This is a genomic window from Bacillus cereus group sp. BfR-BA-01383 (assembly GCF_022663495.1).
GTDB classification, from domain to species: domain Bacteria; phylum Bacillota; class Bacilli; order Bacillales; family Bacillaceae_G; genus Bacillus_A; species Bacillus_A cereus_AU.
This window is the reverse complement of record NZ_JAKUFP010000015.1, coordinates 86,148-106,953: the sequence shown is the minus strand read 5'-3', so window position 1 is coordinate 106,953 and position 20,806 is coordinate 86,148. Positions and strand designations below refer to the sequence as shown.

Here is a 20,806-nt window from a genome sequence, read left to right as displayed (position 1 = left end):
TTAAAAAAGATGACTCCTGTTGAATACAGAAATCATCTTCTTGATATTGCCTAACTTTTTTCAAAATGTTCTTTACAAAGGGTACAGATTACTTGTTTCTATAACTTTTTTTGTTACTATTGATAAGTATAGAAAAAATAAAGTAGTAGGGGAAAAGTACATGAAAAAAACAATTGATCATATCGGAATCGCAGTTCGAGATATAGATAGTACGATACGTTTTTATGAAACGGTATTGTTAGGAACTTTAATAGATCGTTACGTAAGTGAGGCGCCTGGTGTGGAAAGCGAAGTAGCCATTCTTGAAGTTGATGGTGATAGAATCGAATTACTTGCGCCGACGAATAATACAACTTCTCCAATAGCACGATTTATAAAGCAAAAAGGGAAAGGTGTCCATCATGTTGCGTATCGTGTAGATGATTTAGATGTAGCTTTAGAAGAATTAAAGGAACAAGGCATTCGAACATTAGAGCATACACTTAGAATTAATAAACATGGTAGAAGGTTAATTTACCTTAACCCAGCGGATACTGAGGGAACGATTATTGAGTATTGTGATTATCCAGAAGAGAAATAAAAAAGAATATTTTTGTGAAAGGTGTTACGTAATAACGTAACGCCTTTTTATTTATGTATTTGGGTGGAGTGACAAAAAAGTTATACATTTTATAAGGGAATCATATCTTATACAAAAAAGAGATGCATTTAAAAAATGTTTGAATATATATTGTGAGAAGCTATCCACTATCCTATAAAAAATTATGCCGACTATGGGGGAAGAAACCATCGTTTTGAACAGCGATATGTGAAAGGAAAAGAGTAGTTTGTAACCAACTATATATTTTTAGGCAATACAAATAATATAAATAGTTAATTTCATGTATTGGAGAGTGGCTAATTGTGTCGATTTCGTATAGTGCTGAAAACTTTAACGTATTATTTGTTACATCTAGTGTTCCTGTATATTTCCCGGTACTAGAGGAATCTATATATAATAGTTTGAAAAAGGCAGTTGGAACTGTAACGATGGTAACATACGAAAACTTGGTGAAAACAGCTTTAAAGATAAAACCGGATCTCATTATTGTATTCCATGGTTTTGAAGAAGGGATAATTAAGGGGATTCAGGAATTAAAACCATATAACTTTAAAACTGCACTTTGGCTTACAGATGACCCTTACTTTACAGATGTGACGAAAAACTTAGTGCTTGATTATGATTATGTTTTTACGCAAGATACAGGATGTATTGATTTTTATAAAGATTTAGGTTGTGATAATGTATATTATTTGCCTTTAGCAGAACCCCCTGTATATACGCCGATACTTAGGGAAGAGGAATACTTATTTGATATTAGTTTCATAGGGACAGCTTTTGATAATCGGCTCGCATTTATTGATTCAATTGCAGAGTACTTAGTGACTAAAAATACTCTAATTATAGGTTGTAATTGGGATAGACTAAAAAGTTATGAGTTATTGAAAGATAAAATTTTACTTTTACCATTTTTGGTTTACGAAAACAGTATAGGATATTACAAAAAAAGTAAAATTAACATGAATATACATCGTTCGATAGAGGATTTAACATTTAATAGAAATAGAGTAAAAGTAAATGCTTGTTCTATTAATAATCGTACATTCGAAATAGCTAGTACAGGTTCTTTTCAAATGACGGATATTCGTTCAGATTTAGAAAAGTGTTATATTCCAGGGGTACAAATTGAGACATTTACCTCATCGGTTGATTTTATAGAGAAAGCTGAAAGATATTTAGTGAATCCGGCACAAAGAAAGAAAATTGCGATGGGAGGGCTTAAGAGAACGCTAATCGAACATACATATGATAAAAGGGTAAAACAGTTGTTAAAAATAATTGAAATGAACCCTAAAAAAGAAAATGAAATTTAAAAATAGGGAAAGAATATGTTGAAACACAACATATTCAAAGAACAAGGTATTTGAACGTAAGAGCACGCATTTCGAATGAATAAGCATGGTAGAAGAATAATTTATCTTAACTTAGCAGATACAGAGGGCACGATCATTGAGCATTGTGATTATCCGGAAGAAAAGTAAAGGGATTTTATTATTGAGAAAGGGTGTTGTGTAATAATGCAATACCCTTTTTTATTTATGTATTTCACATTTTCTTCACAAATGATTCACGATAACTTTTCTTCTACGGGGACTTACATAAATATATTTTATGATATAATAACAATCTGCTTTAAAAATATAAGTTATATATATGAAAGTAGTTACTATTATATTGGAAGTTTAGAGGTGAGGGGTAAGTTAAGAGTCATATTGTATAGAAAGTTATACTTAATCAGGTTAATATTTTGCCGGGGAATCAAACTTAGTAAGTAAAAAGTAATGAAAGTATAGCGATGAAGAAGAAAGAAGTGAAATGAGTGTGAAAGTAATGAGAAGGTTAGGGGCATGGTTGCTAATCGCGTGCGTGTTTATTATTTTGATACCAAAAAATGCATCTGCTCATGCGTATGTAGTGAAATCAAACCCTGCTGAAAATGAAACGTTGAAGAAAGCACCATCTGTTGTGAAAATTGAGTTTGATGAGGATATACAAGTTTCACATTTTAATACATTATTCGTAAGAGATTCCTCAGGTAAAAGAGTAGATTTGAAAGATGCTCATATTGATAAAGGCAATAAAAAATTATTAGAAACTGGATTAAAAGAGAATCTCAAAAACGGTCTTTACTCTATTCAGTGGAAGGCTATTTCAGCTGATGGACATCCAATTCAAGGAGTTATTCCGTTTCGTGTTGGATTAGCGGAAGCGGGAGCAGACGATGTACAAGTAGAAGAGATGGGCTATGTCCCGCAAATTGATATGATTATGGAACGCAGCATTCTATATACAAGTTTCTCACTATTTTTAGGAGTTCTATTCTTTAATCTTATTCTGTATAAAGGGAGTGCAACCCCAGTTCAATCAAGGAGTAAGAGAATAATATGGATAGCATTACTCGGGATATTCATTAGTTTATTATTCAATCTACCATTGCAAGCGAAAATAAATGCTGATGTTTCATGGTTAGAAGCATTTGATCCTTTCTTATTAAAAGAAACATTACAGCTATCTGTTTTTGGTTATGTATGGATCACTCAAATGGCTCTTATAAGTATGCTTATGATTGTTACATATTTTGCGGTGAAGCGTGAGAAACTTTCTTCGTTTAAAGTATGGAGCATTCCAATTGTATTGTTTATTGGGTTACTTGTTATGAAAGCCTTTAATAGTCATGCATATGGATTAAAGTTTAAAGAAATTGCTGTCGTTATGGACTTTCTGCATTTATTCGCAGCTTCGTTATGGATTGGGGGGCTATCATCGATTATTCTTCTTTTACGTAAAGAGGATGACAAGTGGACTATGTATTGGGATGCGATTAAGCGTTTTTCACCATGGGCAACAGGTGCTGTCATAGTGATTTTATTAACGGGTCTTTTTAACAGTACATTTTTTATTCCCACGATCCATTCCTTATTTGATACGAAGTATGGATTGGCCTTATTAGCAAAGATACTTTTATTCGTTTGTATGGGGATATTGGGAATTATTCATTATGTGAAAGGGAAAATGAGGGCTCAAAAAAGGTTAGGAGCTACGCTGAGAGTAGAGTTTATTGTTGGGGTTATCATTTTTCTAATCGTAGCTTTTATGACAAACATACAAACACCGCCGATGCCTCCTACTGGACCTTTTACAGAGAGTAAACAATTAGATAATGGATATGAACTTACTTTACATGTAAGTCCTAATAAGGTAGGACAAAATACATTTCATATTACTTTAAAGGATGAAAACGGACAGCCTGTTACTGATATGGAACAAATGATATTGACCACACAATCGTTAGATATGAATATGGGCAAAGGTTCATTTAAAGTTTCGGCAGTTTCACCAGGAGAATATGAAGCGGAAGGTATGTATATTAACATGACAGGAAACTGGAATATACATGTTCATGGATTGACAAAATCTCTTGATAGCTTTGATACAGATTATAAATTTATTGTAGGTGGCAGATAAAGAGCCGTTATAGATGAAAAGGAGTTAATAGAAAATGAAACGTATAAAAAAATTAGGAACAACAATGATCGCAACAATAATTGCAATGGGGATTTTTTCGTTACCTGTTAGTGCTCACGTAACTGTGCAACCAGCAACTTCAGATGTTAACTCTTGGGAGACTTACACAATAAAGGTGCCAGTTGAAAAAAATATGGCAACGACAAAAGTCACACTGAAAATACCAGCTGGCGTCGAGTTTCAACAGTATGAACCAGTGCCAGGATGGAAAGTAGAAGAACAGAAAGATGCAGCTGGAAAAGTTAAAACGGTAGTATGGGAAGCAACAGGAGAGGGTATTTTACCTGGGCAGTTTCAGCGATTTACTTTCGTTGCTAAAAATCCAGATAAAGAACAAAAAATAGCTTGGGATGCATATCAACAATATAAAGACGGAGAAATTGTTGAATGGACAGGTGATGAGAAAGCTGAGAAGCCACATTCGCTTACTACAATTGCAAAAGGTACAGCATTTACAGGAGAACATGGAGAAGAGTCTAGTGTGGAAAAGAATGAAGGTACAAGTAATATGCAAACAATAGCAATTGTCTTATCTGTTTTGGCGATTGTATCGTCGGTGGGTACGTGTGTGTCGTACGTCGTAAAAAGTAACATAAGAAAAAGCCTACAAACAGTAGGCTTTTTCTTATATTTGTTTATTTCACTTCAATCTGCTGCCTTACAGCAAGTGTTTTTGGCTTTATATTTACAAAATAAATGCTCACGACAATCAATAATAATCCAATCAATAAGCTTATTGTGATTGCTTCATGCAAGAAAATTGAACTTGCAATAATAGCGATAAGAGGGATAAGAAACGTATAAGCCCCAACTTTACTTGCTTCACCAGCTCCGACGAGTGTGAAGTAGGCAAGCCACCCCATTGCAATAACAAAGAATGAAATAAAGAGTAGTACACTTACAAAAGGTATGCTCCAAGCGATGTTAGACCAACTTTCAAATTCTGAACCGAATCCGATTAAGCAAAGTCCGCCAATAATAAGCTGAAGTGTTACCATCCAAATGGAATTAACGCGGTGTCCTGTTTTCTTAATAAATACTGTGCCAAGTGCCCAGCCAATAGCGGATCCTAGTGCAAGAAGGATTCCAATGACAGAAATATGTCCGGTTAAACTACTAGAGCTAATAACTCCTACACCAATAAACCCGAGAACAAGCCCGAAGATTTTTAAACCGTGCATTGATTCTTCAAGCCATATCCATGAGAAAATACCAAGTAAAACAGGCTGTAGAAATACAATTGCGGAAAATAACCCAGCAGGCATATATTGAAGGCCGACAGTCTGTAGTCCGTAAAATATAATGATATTGAGCAAAGAAGAAATTACGTATAAATGCCAAGTTTCTTTTAAATGTAACTCTTTGTATTTTGGTAAAGCGAATAGGAGTAAAATGAATCCTCCAATTAAAGTTCTAACGCCTGCAAATAAAACAGGTGGTGTATAATGCAGGGCAAACTTAGATAAAGGCCAATTAATTCCCCACATGAAAACAAGAAAGGTAAGGATAAAGGCCGTCTTAGTTCGAGAAAGCTGTGTCACTGTAAGACCTCCTTGATATTATTCATTTCACTATGATATGATATCGGCTATGATAAATAAAATGAATCTTTTTTATGAGGAGTATAAGTGATTAGTTATGACCATTACACAACTTCAAGTATTAATAAAAACTGTTGAGTTAGGTAGTTTTACAAAGGCTGCAGGGGTGTTAAATATGACACAGCCAGCTGTTAGTCATGCGATTTCAAGTATTGAGTCAGAGTTAGGAGTTACGATTCTAATACGTGATAAACGAAAAGGGTTAATGGTTACGGATGTTGGAAACAGAATTCTTGTGCATATTAGAGAGATTTTGAACGGTGTTGAGAAGATTGAACAAGAGGTGGCCATGGAGAAAGGCCATGAAGTCGGTACGATTCGTATAGGAAGTTTTCCAAGTGCTTCAGGGTATTTCTTGCCGAAAATGATTAATATTTTTCGTGAAAAGTATCCAAAATTACAAGTAGTTCTTTGTGAGGGGACACTTAAAGAAGTTGAAGATTGGTTATTATCACGAGTTATCGATATTGGGATTGTTATTTTACCGAATAAGGATATGGAAATAGTCCCAGTAACGAAAGGGAAGATGGTTGTAGTTTTAAGGGAGGATCATCTCCTTTGTAAGAAACGTTCTATTACGATAAATGATTTAGAGAACGAACCGATTATACTATTTAAGGGTGGATATGAACCGCCGATTATTGATATGTTCAAACAAGCAAACGTGCCACTTCGAGTTGAATATGCGGTTTCGACCGTTACTACATCTTTAAATATGATTCAAGAAGGATTAGGCATTGCCATATTAGCTGAATTATCTTTAACGAATTTACCAAAGAACGTGCAAACGCGAGAATTGGAGCCGAAAGTGTGGCGAGAGATTGCTTTAGCTGTTCCTTCATTAAAGGAAGCTTCACTCGCTGTTCAGTTATTTATTGAAGAATTCCAAGAGTTGTTTACAGAATAAGAAGGGATGTCTCATATAATGTAATGAGACATCTTTTTTATTTGCTTTAAAAAATCTGTAAAAAGGATTGACTTATTTTTTAGTTGTAACTATAATGGTTACATCAAGGTGGTGATTACGATGAGAATTAGTAGCCGCTTTTCTATAGCTGTTCATATTTTATCTATTTTGAAAAATAATCCATCATCACTGTGCACTTCAGACTATATGGCTGAGAGTGTAAATACCAATCCGGTAGTCATTCGTAAAATCATGTCGTATTTGAAACAAGCTGGATTTGTTTACGTAAATCGCGGACCAGGTGGTGCGGGATTATTAAAGGATCTACATGAAATCACATTGTTAGATGTGTATCATGCGGTGAATGTAGTAGAAGAAGATAAACTATTTCATATTCACGAGCAACCAAATCCAGATTGTCCAATTGGAGCAAACATTCAAGCTGTATTAGAAGTTATTTTAATCCAAGCACAATCGGCGATGGAAGAAGTGTTGAGAAATATTACGATGGGACAGTTGTTTGAATCTTTGCAAGAGAAAATGAATGCTTAAAATATTATCTATATTTTTTTATTATTGATGTAACTAATTTAATTACAACTATGAAGGTAAGGTGTAAAACTTATGACTGTAAAAATGAAAGTATACTCAGACTTTATATGTCCGTTTTGTTTTTTAGCAAAAGGTCCATTAGATGAAGTAGCGAAAGAGAAAGATGTAGAAATTGAATGGATGCCATTTGAATTACGCCCAAGTCCACATTCTAAAATAGATCCTTGGAACGAACCAGATAAGTTAGGTTCATGGGATGCTTTCATTCGTCCTACTGCAAAAAAATTAGGAGTTGAAATGCGTCTGCCACGTGTTTCACCGCATCCATATACACATTTAGCTTTCGAAGGATGTCAATTTGCGAAAGAACGTGAACTAGGAAATGAGTATCATCACCGCGTATTCACAGCGTTTTTCCAAGAAGAGCAAAACATTGAGGATATTGATGTTTTAACAAAACTGGCGGTAGAAGTAGGACTTCCTGAAGCTGAATTTAAAGATGCTTTAGTAACTCGAAAATATAAAGAAAAACATCAAGCAGCAATTCAGCACGCATATGATGAAGCGAATATTATGGCTGTTCCAACTGTCATGATTGGAGATGAAGTTATTCAAGGGCTTGCTAGTAAAGAAACGTTAGAAAGAGTAATTGATAAAGAAATGGAAAAGGATAAAATAAATTCATTTGAAGGAATGCAATGTAATACGGATGGATATTGCTAATTCGTTTTGCATGAAATAATCAAATTGATTTGTTTAAATAAAAAAACATATATTTGGAGGAATTAAAATGTCAGCAACTACAACAAACTTAAAAGAAGCGATTGTGAACCGTCGTTCCATTCGTAAAGTAACAAAAAGCGATGCAATTACGAAAGAAAGAATTGAAGAAGTTTTAAAAACAGCGTTACATGCACCAACTTCTTTCAATATGCAAAGTGGTCGTATGGTCGTATTAATGGATGGAGAGCATGAAAAGTTTTGGGATATCGTAAAAGAAACACTAAGAGCTCGCGTGCCAGCAGAAAACTTTGAAGCAACTGTAGAAAGACTAAAAGGCTTCCATGCAGGTGTAGGGACAGTTTTATTCTTTGAAGATCAAGCAACAGTAGAAAAAATGCAAGAAAATGCACCATTATATAAAGATCAGTTCCCATTCTGGTCTCATCAAGGAAATGCAATGTTACAACATACTGTGTGGATGCTATTATCGGCTGAAGGAATTGGAGCGTCATTACAACATTACAATCCAATCGTAGATGCTGAAGTAAAAGAGACTTGGAACATTCCAGCAGAGTGGAGCTTAGTAGGACAAATGCCATTTGGTGAACCAAATGAAGAGCCAGGAGAAAGAACATTCTTACCTACTGAAGAGGTAGTGAAATTTTATTAAGAAATCCAATATGTAACGAGAAGACATCTGTTATATATTTATCAAAATCAAAATTAAAAAAGTTCAATGAAAGAAAGGACATTACTATTAGTCATATGTAATGTCCTTTCTTATTCAATATTCACGCTCGATTGCGAAGTATATTATTGAAGATAAGCATCCCTATAGCTTAATAATGAAAAGGTTACTGCGAGAACAATTTTTTTAATATTGATTGATGACTTACAATTAAAAATCTATTATGTTTATTTTTTGAAATGACAGTAAACATCCCCGTCATGTTTGGTGAGTAATCTTTAAAATCATATTTCTTCAAAATGTATCCTCCAAGTCCTCAATTTCAACAAGTATATAAATTCGACATTTTTTTATCTATTCCTCGTATGCAAACTCCATTTAGCTATTGATTATAATATCCTCTATTCAGTGTAGTCTACTTAATTAAGTACAGCTTCCTTACTTGTAGTAATTTATAAGGGTTTAGGGAAGGAATATAAGAAATGATCCAGTGAGAAGGGAAGTGGAAAAATGAATGATGGGAAAAGATATACAGTGGTAGGTACGGATGTCGAGGAAGTAAAACGTTTAAATAAAAATTCAGGGTTAACGTATAACCAAGTGAAGGAATTGTTAGCGAAGCAAATGCAAAAAAGAAATAATTAAGCTTTTCATTTAGCATTTTTCTAGAGAGAGTTAAGTAGTAGATAACTCTCTTTTTTCAATATGAAAAATCTATTAAGGAGCAATTTTTAGAGCGGGGGAAATAACATGAAAAAATGGATAAAGGTAACGTAGGATATGCGTATGAGCAACAGTCTAAAAATAGACGTTCGCCTAAAATATAGAGTTGGAAAATTTTTAGAAAAGTATTAGATAAAAAATCCGACATTAAAAAAGAAAAAAAGGATTCTTCCCAATTAGTAAGAAAGATTGTCTATAGAAGTTCATAAAATGTAATATATTCAATTTCCATCCATTGAAGGGGGAGGTTAATTCTTAATGAATGAAGTGAAAAATTTCTTTCGAAGTAGAGGGTTTCAACGGTTTCTCGTTTTAATAATATTAGCGCTTGTATTATATGGATTAAAAAGTATGATTAATTTAATATTAATTACATTTATTCTTACATTTTTAATGGATCGATTTCAAAAGTTTATCTCAAAAAAATTGAAAGTAAATAGAAAAGTTGTTATTGCTTGTTTATATATTGTATTAGTGACGTTTATTGTCACAACGTTATATAAATATTTACCTGTACTAACGATACAAATTTCCCAATTAATTTATCAATTTAAGTTATTTTTTCAAAACCCGCCTGATAATGAGATAATTAAATATGCACTTTCGACTATTAATGGGATGGAAGTATCAAAATATATTGAACAAGGTGTAGATGTCATTTATCAATCGATAGCAAACATAGGAAAAGTCAGTTTGCAAATCCTACTTTCTCTTATTTTAAGCTTATTTTTCTTACTAGAAAAAGAACGCATAATATCATTTACTTCGAAATTTAAAGATAGTAAGCTGAAAATTTTTTATGAGGAGATTGCATATTTCGGTGAAAGATTTGCAAGGTCGTTTGGAAAAGTGATTGAAGCACAGTTTTTAATTGCGGTTGTAAATTGTGTTCTCACTGTAATTGCGCTTGTCATTTTAGGATTTCCGCAGTTACTGGTATTAGCAGTTATGATCTTTTTACTCGGCTTGATTCCTGTTGCTGGTGTTATCATTTCATTGTTTCCACTTTGTATCATTGCCTATAACGTCGGCGGGGTTATATATGTTGTTTACATACTAATATTCATTACAGTGATTCACGCTCTTGAAAGTTATTTTTTAAATCCGAAATTTATGTCGGCAAAAACGAATTTGCCTGTTTTTTATACATTTATGATTCTTATCTTTTCAGAGCATTTCCTCGGAATATGGGGGCTTATCATTGGGATTCCAATCTTTATCTTTTTATTAGATGTACTTGATGTAAATAATGAAGAACCGATTAAAAATAATAAATGATAGAAAATAACCGATGTTTTTCCGATTGAAAACATCGGTTATTTGTTATTTTTTCTTTGGAGGAGGTAGTTTAATGAAGACATTTGCAATTAAAGCTATAATAACAGCAGCAAAAATAAACAATGCGATTACGCCAACTCCTATACCTGCCCATCCTCCTATAAGGAAGATACTTATCGGTATTGCTAACAAGCTTAAAATAATTAGAATCAACCCGAGATTCTTATCATATTTTTTAGTTGGAAATAGCGTTCTGATGATTAAGAAGAGGAAGAGAATTAAGGCTGCTACAGCTAGTAAGAGGATGACAATCGTCCAAGAATCATTCATGAAATCACTCCTTTTTATTATAGATAATATTACGGTTTAGATTGAGGGTGAACAATAAAAATATAAAAAAGCAATCCAAAATAAGTTGGATTGCTTTTTGAATATACGATTAAAGAACTGGAGCCATTGTTTCTTTCAATACTTGAACAGAGTGATCGAATTTTAATTCTTCTTCTTCACTTAGTTCAACTTCTAAAATTTCACGAACGCCTCCGCGGTTTAAGACAGCAGGTACGCCAATATAAACGTCTTGTTGGCCGTATTGACCTTCAAGATAAGCTGATACAGTTAATACGCTGTTTTCATTGTTTAAGATTGCTTTCGTTACACGAAGCAGTGACATACCAATGCCATAGTATGTAGCACCTTTTCGTTCAATAATGTGGTAAGCTGCATCACGAACGTTTATGAAAATCTCATCTAAATCTTTTTGGTTGTATGTGTTGTCTTTTTCAAGAAGTGTTTCTAGCTTTTGAATACCAATTGATACGTGACTCCAAACAGGAAGTTCTGTATCACCGTGCTCTCCGATAATATAAGCATGAATGTTATGAGGTCCAATATCGAAGTACTCACCTAACATATAGCGGAAACGAGCAGAATCAAGAGTTGTACCAGAACCAATTACACGTTCTTTCGGTAAACCAGATTCTTTCCAAGTTACGTAAGTTAAAATATCTACAGGGTTAGTTGCGATTAAGAAGATGCCATCAAATCCGCTGTCCATAATGCTACGAACAATTTGCTTGAAAATTTTAGCGTTTTTCTCAACTAAATCTAAGCGTGTTTCACCTGGTTTTTGTGGTAACCCAGCTGTAATTACAACAAGATCTGCGTCTTTACAATCTGCATAGCTACCTTTCCATACTTTAGTTGGAGCTGGTGCGAAAGGCACGGCATGGCTTAAATCCATTGCTTCTCCTTCAGCTTTTGCCTCATTTACATCGACTAAAACAAACTCTTCAGCTACAGCTTGGTTAATCATACAATAAGCATAACTACATCCAACTGCTCCTGTTCCTACTAATACAACACGGTTAATACCTTTTTTCATTTCAAAATTCCTCGCAATTTCATTATTTTATTATGTAAGATAATACGTCTTACCTCTATAGTTTCATATCTATTTTATTACATTTTATAAAAGATATTCAAGTATTTGAAAATGTATCCGGGCAATTCCTTGTACAAAACATAGGAATCAAGTTAACTGAATATAATTCAGTAAAATCCTTTACAAAAGGGGAAAAGGACATGCTGAAGCCGTTAACGATGGAAAACATGCTTCATATTATTAATGTGGGGCTCTTAAAAACGAATAAGCCAAAACAAATCATTATTGCTGGTGCAGGGATTTCTGGTTTAGTCGCAGCATCTTTACTAAAAGAAGCGGGTCATAAAATAACGATTATAGAAGCAAATAACAGAATAGGTGGCAGGGTGTATACGATTCGTGAACCATTTAGCGCAGGATTGTATTTTAACGCAGGTCCTATGCGTATTCCGGATACTCATCATTTAACTTTAGCCTACATTCGTAAATTTAAACTACCGTTAAACCTTTTTATTAATAAAACTTCTTCAGATATAATTTATACGAATAATAAAAGAACGAGATTGGATGTGTTTGAAAAGGATCCAAGTGTACTTGGATATCCAGTTTTAGATAAAGAAAGAGGGAAAACGGCAGAAGAATTAATGTTAGAGGTATTAGAACCGATACTTAATTATATTAAGAAAGATCCTAATAAAAACTGGATTATTGTTGAAAAAAAGTATAAAGCATATTCGCTCGGATCATTTTTAACCGAGTATTATTCAGATGGAGCAATAGATATGATTGGAGTACTTCTTGATATGGAAGCATACATGGGAATGTCTTTAATTGAAGTATTACGAGAAATGATCTTTTTCACTTCCACGACGAAATATTATGAGATAACTGGCGGGATAGACGCATTACCAAATTCATTTTTACCGCAGCTAAAGGATAATATTTTCATGTCATATAAAGTAGAGAAAATAATTCAAGAAGATAACCAGGTAATGATGCAAGTGAATCATGAAAAAACGTTAGAGCAATCTATAGTAACGGGTGATATTGCTATTATTACAATTCCATTTTCAGCTTTGCGATTTGTAGAAGTCCAGCCGTATCATTTATTCTCTTATTATAAAAGACGGGCAATTCGTGAATTAAATTATATTGCAGCAACTAAAATTGCGATAGAGTTCAAAAGTAGATTTTGGGAAAGATCGAGGCAGTGTGGTGGGAAATCTATTACGGATTTACCGATACGTTTTACATATTATCCGAGCTATGGCATTCAGTCACCAGGGGCAGCTATCGTTATAGCAAGTTATACGTGGGCAGATGAAGCGTTAACGTGGGATAGTCTCTCGCATAGAGAGCGTATTCGTTATGCATTGAAAAATTTAGCGCAAATATATGGGAATGTGGTCTATAGCGAGTTTGTTACAGGGGCATCTTTTAGCTGGAGTAAGAATCCGTATTCTTGCGGAGCATTTACAGCTTTTGAGCCAGGCCAAGAGCTAGAGATATTTCCTTATATTACGCCGCCAGCTGGAAAAGTGCATTTTGCAGGTGAGCATACGACATTGACACATGGATGGATGCAAGGAGCGATTGAGTCTGGAGTTAGAGTTGCTCATGAAGTTAATGAACAATGAAGATATATTTACAAATCACTATTCTTTTAATAAAATGATAGATATAAATCGTAATTATTACGCTTTGAAGAAATTTGAAGTAGAGAAATGGATGGTCGGTCAAATGAATAAAGTAGAAATTCACATATTAGGTGGCTTTTTAGGTAGCGGAAAATCAACATTACTGCAAAATTTATTATTAGCAGAAAAGCAGAAGAATCGAAAAGTTGCAGTATTAATGAATGAAATTGGTGAATACTCAGTCGATACAGATATTATTGGTAAAGAAAACGTGTTAAGAGAACTTTTAAAAGGATGTATTTGTTGTACGTTAAAAGAGGAACTTGAAATTCAATTACATTCTTTATATCAACAAGAAAAACCAGATGTAATTTACATAGAAACAACAGGTGTCGCGCATCCGATTGAAGTGTTAGATGCATGCGTATCACCTATATTAGCACCTTTCCTTGAAGTGAAATCTATTGTAGTCGTTTTAGATGCAGTAAGGTGGTTAAATCGAAGTGTATTAAGCGCAAACGTTCAGCAATTGTTGCATGAACAAATGAAGTTTGGTAGCCACATTTTAATTAATAAATCAGATTTACTAACAGAAGAAGATAAAAACAAAGTACTTGAAGATGTGAAAGCAATAAATAATCATGCAAAATTGTTTGAAACAAAGTATTGTAATATATCTTTAAATGATATTGAAGAAGCTAAATTTGTAAGTGATGGAGAACACGAGACACTACATGTCAAACAGCATTTACATATACAAACAATGACGTATCAATTTACAAAATCGATTGATCAAGACAAATTATATGAATGGCTTTCGAATTTACCAGATAGTATTTATCGTGTGAAAGGTTTTGTGAAATTCCATGGAGATAAATACCCTCATTTATTCCAATATTCGTTTGGGGTACCAACTTTATTGGAACAAGACTTTGGTTTCCCGACAAACTTGGTAGTAATAGGGGAAGGGTTAGATAAGAAACTATTGGTTGAAGGATTAGAGAAAGTAGAAAATAATTAAGTACTTTTTAGGTAGGCTGCAAATAATTAACTTAAGTTAATTATTTGCAGCTTTTTTCGTGATGATTCCTGTAATGAAACAGTAATTTCATTTGAACAACGGAATATATATGGATTGTATGTCCGTTTCCATTTAATAGGAAGGTGATTATAGATTTGTGCCGAATGTAGAGATTACTACAAGAGTTTTCCATTACCAATTGTACAGTTTAAAAGTCATGATTACGGACAGGGGAATTTGGCGTGTTTGATTCTATCAGAAAGTAAAGTATGGGGAGGATCACAATGTCGATGAAAAAACGTAAATGGCTAAAAACGATGGTTACTGGTTGTGTTTTAGGCTCATTATTAGTAACAGCAGCATGTTCAGGAAAGAAAACAAGTACTGAGGATGAAAAAACAATTAAGGTAGGGGTTCTTGCTTCATTAACAGGTCCATTAGAATCATATGGAAAACAAACAGTGAACGGGTTTGAATTAGGGTTAGACTATGCAACTGGTGGAACAGGAAAAGTAGACGGAAAGAAGATTAAGTTTGTTGTAGAAGATACAGAAACGAAAGCAGATGTAGCAGTAAAGAAGGCTACAAAGTTATTAGAAGAAGAGAAAGTAGATTTCTTAGTCGGATCATCTAGTTCAAGTGATACGCTAGCAGTTTTACCACTAGCAGAGGAATATGAAAAAATTATGGTGGTAGAACCAGCAGTTGCTGATAGTATTACAGGGAAGAACTGGAATAAATATATTTTTAGAACAGGAAGAAACTCTTCGCAAGATGCGATTGCTGGGGCTGCCTCAATTGCTAAAAAAGATGTGAAGATTGCGACGTTTGCTCCAGATAATGCTTTCGGTCGTGAAGGAATTGCAGCATTTAAAGCTGGAGCGAAGAAATTAGGTGCGAATATTGTAAACGAGCAATACGCAGATACAAATTCAACTGATTTCACTGCAAATATTCAAAATATCATTAGCTCAAAACCAGATTATTTATTTATCGTTTGGGCAGGAGCAAATTCACCTTGGAAACAATTGAAAGATATGAATGTAGAAGCGCAAGGTATTAAGATTTCTACTGGCGCACCAGATATACCAGCATTAAAAACGATGGATGCATTAGTAGGAATGCAAGGTTTTTCTGTTTATTATCACACGCTTCCTAAAAATAAGGTGAATGATTGGTTAGTTGAAGAACATAAAAAACGATTTAATGGTGCGGTGCCAGATTTGTTTACAGCAGGAGGAATGTCAGCAGCAATTTCTATTGTTGAAGGACTAAAGAAAACGAATGGCGATACAGATGTAGATACGCTTATTAAGAAAATGGAAGGGATGGAATTTGATACACCGAAAGGAAAAATGAAGTTTAGAGAAAAGGATCATCAAGCGTTACAAACACTATATTCTATTACGCTGAAAAAGCAAGATGGTGTTGATTATCCAGTTCCTGTTTTAGAGAGAGAATTAACAATGAAAGAGACAGAGCCACCAGTTCAGAATAAATAAACTGAATTTTCTGTTGTTTTGTATAAAGAGGGGATACCCTCTTTATACTTATTTCTTTCATAAAATGGTTTTTAGTGGGAGGGATTTCGTGACCAATTTGCTAGAGACGAAAAATCTTTGTGTATCTTTTGGTGAGCATCATGTTATTAAAGAGGTTAATTTAACCGTACAAAAAGGAAAACTCATTTCAATTATTGGACCGAATGGGGCAGGAAAGACGACATTATTTAATTTACTAAGTGGACAAATTTCTCCAACGAAAGGTGAAGTGTATTTTAAAGGCCAAGATATTACAAACCTATCGATTTCAGATCGAACACGCTTAGGAATCGGTCGTTCTTTTCAGCTTACAAATATATTTCCGGAGTTAACGGTACTTGAAAATGTCCGTTTAAGTGTTCAATCATTCGTACAAGATTACTATAGTTTTTTTCCGAGTTCGGCAAAGTTTAAGCAACAAGTTGGAGAGGCGAGACGTTTCTTAAAAACAGTATTACTTCACGAGAAAGAGAATGTATTAGCGAAAGATTTAGCACATGGGGAAAAAAGAAAACTAGAGCTTGCGATGTTATTAGCTTTAAAAACGGATGTGTTACTACTTGATGAGCCGACAGCAGGTATATCAGTTGAGGAAGTACCTGCTATTTTACAAGTGATTGAAAATATTAAAAAGCATCCAGAGAGCACAATCGTACTTATCGAACACAAAATGGATATGGTAATCGATTTATCAGATCATCTTATTGTTTTATTTCATGGAGAGTTATTGGCTGAAGGTTTGCCTGAAGAAATTATGAAAGATGAGCGTGTACAAAGTGCTTATTTAGGGGGACTATACAGTGGCACTATTACAAGTGAATAACATAGAGACGTATTTAGATCAGTTTCATATTTTACAAGGGGTATCCCTCACTGTTGAGAAAGGGACGATTACTGTACTGTTTGGGAGAAACGGAGCTGGGAAGACTACGACATTACGCTCGGTTATGGGGTTTCACCGGATTGCAGATGGTGAAATTTATTATGATAGTGCACAAGTAAATGGATTATCTACACATTTAATTTCAAGAAAAGGAATAGGATATGTACCAGAAAACCAAGGTATTTTTCATGATTTGACAGTAGAAGAAACATTTGCTCTTGCTAGGGGTAAAGGGGAAGAAGCGGAAGAAAAAATAGATTGGATGCTCGAACTATTTCCAGATTTAAAGGAGTTTTGGAATAAAAAAAGTGGGCTTTTGAGCGGAGGACAAAAGCAAATGTTGGCCATTTCAAGAGCGTTTATTAATAGTGATGGATTATTATTAATTGATGAACCGAGCAAAGGGCTGGCCCCGATTATGGTAGAGAAATTAATGGTAGCCATTTTGAAGATGAAAGAAAAAACAACAGTTTTACTTGTCGAACAAAACTTTATGATGGCTAGTCAAATTGGGGATTATTTTTACATTATGGATAATGGGAAAATTGTGCATAACGGTTTCATGAATGAATTACGCGAGGATAAGGAAACATGTCAAAAGTATTTAGGAATTTCTTAACATTGATACGGGGGGATAGAACGTGGATGTGTTAATTAACTTATTTGTAAATGGTGTTTCGACAGGGATGCTTATATTTTTATTAGCATCAGGTCTGTCACTTATTTTCGGATTAATGAGTGTATTGAACTTTGCACATGGTGGTTTATTTGCATGGGGAGCTTTTACAGGCGTTTGGTTATTTAATATGACAGGTAGTTATTTATTAGCGTTAGTTGGAGCAGTAGCTATGGGAATGTTGCTTGGTTTTATTTTAGAAAGATTTCTTATCAGGCCTGTGTATGGAAATCATGTTCGGCAACTACTCGTTACGCTCGGAGGAATGCTCGTTCTAAGTGAATGTATCAAGATATTTTGGGGACCCAATCCAATTAGTGCAAAATTACCTTTATGGCTACAAGGAAGTTTTACATTCGGAGGCGTTATATTAATTAAATATCGTCTGTTCGTTATTGTAATCGGGATACTCATTTACATTGCATTACTATTATTACTCAAAAAAACAAAGATAGGTCTTATGATCCGTGCTGGTGTAATGGATAAAGAGATGGTTCAAGCGCTCGGTATTAATGTAAAAGCAATATTTTCTTTCGTTTTTCTATTAGGAGCGGGAATGGCAGCATTAGGTGGATTTCTACTTGCACCATATTCAGGCGTTATTTTCGCGGAAATGGGTATGCAATATGCAATTTTAGCTTTTATTGTAGTAATAATTGGCGGGTTAGGAAGCGTACAAGGTTCAGCTATCGCTTCTTTAATTGTTGGATTAGCCGGTGCGTTTACAGCCTATTTCATACCAGATTTATCACTTGCAATTAATATGTTGATGTTACTATTTTTCTTAATAGTGAAGCCAACTGGACTTGTTGGTGAAAAGGGGTGAAATGGTGAACAGCACATCGAACCGAATTAAAGTATACTTCGGAGTATTTATGCTCATTTGTTTAAGTGTATTTCCATTCGTAAATGATTCACGGAGCTTGTTAATTTTATTCACTCAAATTTTCATCTTTGCTATTTTTGCAATGAGTTTTGATGTATTGCTTGGATATACAGGAATTGTATCGTTCGGTCACTGTATGTTCTTTGGAATAGGAGCATATGGGGTAGCACTTTTATTTGATCGGCAAGGAGTATCAATAACGAACTTTTTTATAGGTATAGTCGCTGCAGTCATCGTTTCGGCAATCGTTAGTTATATAATTGGTTTGCTTTCTTTGCGATTGAAAAGTCATTTTTATGCAATGTTAACACTTGCTATTTCACAGTTATTTTTCGTACTTGCTGAAAAATGGCGTGGGCTTACCCACGGAGGAGATGGATTTACCTTTGGTGTACCAGATGTATTCCGTGATCGTTTTACATTTTATTATATAACATTCATATGTCTAATTACGATTTTCATTTTGTTACGCCTTTTCACAAAATCTTCTATTGGAAAAGTATTAAAGGCAATCTCACAAAATGAACAACGTGTTGAAGCACTAGGATATAAAGTTCTTCATTATAAAATAATCGCAAGTGTAGTGGCAGGAGTAGTAGCAACAATCAGTGGTGGTTTATTTGTTATCACATTACGTTTTGTAAATACGACTGTATTTTCAATTGAAATGACGCTAAACGCATTATTGATGACAATGATTGGGGGAGTTGGAACGTTAATTGGAGCCATTGCTGGAGCTGGGATTATTGAATCACTTAAATATTATTTATCAGAGCTAGCGACAGAGTATCCGATTTTTGAAAGATGGACGATTATTTTAGGTTTATTGTATATTATTGTGTTACTAGTTTTTCCGAAAGGGTTAGTTGGAACGATTAAGAAGTTGAAGAATTTTAAAAGAAGTAAGAAAGAGAAAAGTACTGGAGTGGAGCAGAACGTGTGAAAAATATAATGCAAATAATATGAAAATCCCTCTTTTCGATTCGTTAAGGAGGGATTTTTATTTGAAAAAGACATCAGGCGTATGTAATTTGATAGTTTGTAAACAAAGTCATTATATTAACCAAATAGTTCAACAGGGATATGTTTTATAAAGTTTCCATTTGTAAAAAAATGAACAGCTAATTTCTCTATTGGAACATCTTCAATTGTTACTAATTGTTCATTTCTAATCGGTAAAAAGGCTATTCCTTTTCCATCACTAATAAAGTCTTCAATAATCGAATAAGAATCTAATTGCTGAAGTTGACGCTGAGATAGATTTTTTTTAATTATCTTATGTATACTCAAAACAAATTACTGCTTTTCTTAATTCTTTATTGAAGAATAAGTATACATGATCTGCACCATAAGCTTGAAAATAATATCCTGTGACAAATCCAACATATGTAAAGGGATGACCATATTCATCTTTTGGCACATATAGAAGATTAGTATAGTCAAAAATTTCGTCTTCGTTAACGCAGTCTTCTAATAATTCTTTGCCTTCTTCTGTCATAAAACGTATATCATTTAGGAACCCATTTACCTCGGGATAATTTAATCCCCAGCCATTTGTTTGTTTTTCAGTAAACTCTTGTTCTAATACTTCTACAGATGTAAATTCTTTTCCAAAACTAGAATAAGGATAAATTTTTTGATTGCGATTGAAATATTCTTTACGGATATTATAGTTTTTTTCATTAAACTCGTAGGCTTTTTCTATAATATCAGAATGATTTTGTTCAATTTCAAAGTAATTCCAATTTGCTTCGAATTTATATTTCCCATCAATGACATCGAAGCATATTGTATCTGCTTTCGTATAATTTGTGTGAAATGATTGGGTGAAATCACCAACGCATCCTTCGTGAATTTCCTTTGCTGACACAATATGTAACCATTCGTCCCATTCCGGTTCAATACATTGTAAGTTTATAGAGCAAATGGGTAAAAAGTGTTTTTTATGCAGTTCCAAATTATCATAAAATACTTCTTCATATGCAGGAAACGGTTTTATAAATTGTTTAGAAATATGCATGTTCTGTCCACCTTTATACGAGTGTTTTGTTTAATTTTATCATATTATTTGAATTTTTTCTTATTTGAAACTTTAAGATACTCATATTTATCCCGCTATTTGTAGGCAGCTCTCGACTCCCACCTCTAGGCTGAAGCAAAGAAGTTAGGTGGGAGTCGAG

20 protein-coding genes and 3 pseudogenes are annotated in these 20,806 nt (G+C 34.0%); 18 read left to right on the top strand and 5 right to left on the bottom strand.

Annotation, left to right across the window (positions count from 1 at the left end):
* Positions 1–160 precede the first annotated feature (160 nt).
* The 5 genes and pseudogenes from MR065_RS15775 to MR065_RS15755 all read left to right on the top strand — a co-directional run.
* Positions 161–580, top strand: a complete 420-nt coding sequence (locus MR065_RS15775; protein ID WP_097904397.1) for a VOC family protein — start codon at positions 161–163, stop codon at positions 578–580.
* A 323-nt stretch (positions 581–903) separates the two neighbouring features.
* Positions 904–1,914: a CgeB family protein gene (locus MR065_RS15770; protein ID WP_242214313.1), complete on the top strand. Its 1,011-nt coding sequence runs from the start codon at positions 904–906 to the stop codon at positions 1,912–1,914.
* Between the two features lie 60 nt (positions 1,915–1,974).
* Positions 1,975–2,082, top strand: a pseudogene (locus tag MR065_RS15765) (glyoxalase); the annotation flags it as partial.
* A 334-nt stretch (positions 2,083–2,416) separates the two neighbouring features.
* A complete protein-coding gene (locus MR065_RS15760; protein WP_242214312.1) occupies positions 2,417–4,066 on the top strand; it encodes a copper resistance CopC/CopD family protein in 1,650 nt (549 codons plus the stop codon).
* 34 nt (positions 4,067–4,100) lie between these two features.
* Positions 4,101–4,706 (top strand): annotated as a pseudogene (locus MR065_RS15755) (YcnI family copper-binding membrane protein); the annotation flags it as partial.
* A 55-nt stretch (positions 4,707–4,761) separates the two neighbouring features.
* Here MR065_RS15755 and MR065_RS15750 read toward each other — a convergent pair.
* Positions 4,762–5,667: a DMT family transporter gene (locus tag MR065_RS15750; protein ID WP_242214311.1), complete on the bottom strand. Its 906-nt coding sequence runs from the start codon at positions 5,665–5,667 to the stop codon at positions 4,762–4,764.
* Positions 5,668–5,764: 97 nt separating this feature from the next.
* Between MR065_RS15750 and MR065_RS15745 the strand changes: the two genes are divergently transcribed.
* From MR065_RS15745 to MR065_RS15725, 6 genes are all read left to right on the top strand, one after another.
* Positions 5,765–6,634 (top strand): LysR family transcriptional regulator, encoded by an 870-nt coding sequence (locus MR065_RS15745; RefSeq protein WP_242214310.1) that lies wholly within the window; start codon positions 5,765–5,767, stop codon positions 6,632–6,634.
* Positions 6,635–6,754: 120 nt separating this feature from the next.
* Entirely contained in the window at positions 6,755–7,186 is a 432-nt protein-coding gene (locus MR065_RS15740; protein WP_242214309.1) for an Rrf2 family transcriptional regulator, read from the top strand.
* A 72-nt stretch (positions 7,187–7,258) separates the two neighbouring features.
* Positions 7,259–7,909 carry a DsbA family oxidoreductase gene (locus tag MR065_RS15735; protein WP_242214308.1) on the top strand — a complete coding sequence of 217 codons (651 nt, stop codon included), beginning with the start codon at positions 7,259–7,261 and terminating at the stop codon, positions 7,907–7,909.
* Positions 7,910–7,976: 67 nt separating this feature from the next.
* Positions 7,977–8,579: a nitroreductase family protein gene (locus MR065_RS15730; protein ID WP_242214307.1), complete on the top strand. Its 603-nt coding sequence runs from the start codon at positions 7,977–7,979 to the stop codon at positions 8,577–8,579.
* A gap of 528 nt (positions 8,580–9,107) precedes the next feature.
* Positions 9,108–9,242, top strand: a complete 135-nt coding sequence (locus MR065_RS27475) for a hypothetical protein (protein ID WP_277927430.1) — start codon at positions 9,108–9,110, stop codon at positions 9,240–9,242.
* A 336-nt stretch (positions 9,243–9,578) separates the two neighbouring features.
* A complete protein-coding gene (locus MR065_RS15725) occupies positions 9,579–10,598 on the top strand; it encodes an AI-2E family transporter (protein ID WP_242214306.1) in 1,020 nt (339 codons plus the stop codon).
* A 45-nt stretch (positions 10,599–10,643) separates the two neighbouring features.
* Here MR065_RS15725 and MR065_RS15720 read toward each other — a convergent pair whose 3' ends face one another.
* Together MR065_RS15720 and MR065_RS15715 are read right to left on the bottom strand one after the other, a co-directional pair.
* Positions 10,644–10,928, bottom strand: coding sequence for a YesK family protein (locus MR065_RS15720; RefSeq protein WP_242214305.1), 285 nt, complete (start codon positions 10,926–10,928; stop codon positions 10,644–10,646).
* A 109-nt stretch (positions 10,929–11,037) separates the two neighbouring features.
* Positions 11,038–11,982, bottom strand: a complete 945-nt coding sequence (locus tag MR065_RS15715) for an L-lactate dehydrogenase (protein WP_242214304.1) — start codon at positions 11,980–11,982, stop codon at positions 11,038–11,040.
* Positions 11,983–12,182: 200 nt separating this feature from the next.
* Here MR065_RS15715 and MR065_RS15710 point away from each other — a divergent pair, with 200 nt between their 5' ends.
* The 7 genes from MR065_RS15710 to MR065_RS15680 all read left to right on the top strand — a co-directional run bounded on the left by MR065_RS15710 (position 12,183) and on the right by MR065_RS15680 (position 19,569).
* Positions 12,183–13,619, top strand: a complete 1,437-nt coding sequence (locus tag MR065_RS15710) for a flavin monoamine oxidase family protein (protein WP_242214303.1) — start codon at positions 12,183–12,185, stop codon at positions 13,617–13,619.
* Positions 13,620–13,722: 103 nt separating this feature from the next.
* Positions 13,723–14,640 (top strand): CobW family GTP-binding protein, encoded by a 918-nt coding sequence (locus MR065_RS15705; RefSeq protein WP_242214318.1) that lies wholly within the window; start codon positions 13,723–13,725, stop codon positions 14,638–14,640.
* Positions 14,641–14,924: 284 nt separating this feature from the next.
* A complete protein-coding gene (locus MR065_RS15700; RefSeq protein WP_242214302.1) occupies positions 14,925–16,142 on the top strand; it encodes a substrate-binding domain-containing protein in 1,218 nt (405 codons plus the stop codon).
* Positions 16,143–16,230: 88 nt separating this feature from the next.
* The gene (locus tag MR065_RS15695; protein WP_242214301.1) at positions 16,231–17,004 is read left to right on the top strand and encodes an ABC transporter ATP-binding protein; all 774 of its coding nucleotides are present in this window, start codon (positions 16,231–16,233) and stop codon (positions 17,002–17,004) included.
* Positions 16,982–17,683, top strand: a complete 702-nt coding sequence (locus MR065_RS15690; RefSeq protein ID WP_242214300.1) for an ABC transporter ATP-binding protein — start codon at positions 16,982–16,984, stop codon at positions 17,681–17,683. The genes MR065_RS15695 and MR065_RS15690 overlap by 23 nt, the downstream gene beginning before the upstream one ends.
* A gap of 22 nt (positions 17,684–17,705) precedes the next feature.
* Positions 17,706–18,566, top strand: coding sequence for a branched-chain amino acid ABC transporter permease (locus tag MR065_RS15685; RefSeq protein ID WP_097904379.1), 861 nt, complete (start codon positions 17,706–17,708; stop codon positions 18,564–18,566).
* A gap of 49 nt (positions 18,567–18,615) precedes the next feature.
* Positions 18,616–19,569, top strand: a complete 954-nt coding sequence (locus MR065_RS15680) for a branched-chain amino acid ABC transporter permease (RefSeq protein WP_242214317.1) — start codon at positions 18,616–18,618, stop codon at positions 19,567–19,569.
* Positions 19,570–19,685: 116 nt separating this feature from the next.
* On the opposite strand, the pseudogene MR065_RS15675 reads toward MR065_RS15680, so the two are convergent.
* A pseudogene (locus tag MR065_RS15675) lies at positions 19,686–19,892 on the bottom strand (LysR family transcriptional regulator); the annotation flags it as partial.
* 10 nt (positions 19,893–19,902) lie between these two features.
* The gene (locus MR065_RS15670) at positions 19,903–20,646 is read right to left on the bottom strand and encodes a siderophore biosynthesis protein (RefSeq protein WP_242214299.1); all 744 of its coding nucleotides are present in this window, start codon (positions 20,644–20,646) and stop codon (positions 19,903–19,905) included.
* Positions 20,647–20,806: the final 160 nt, after the last annotated feature.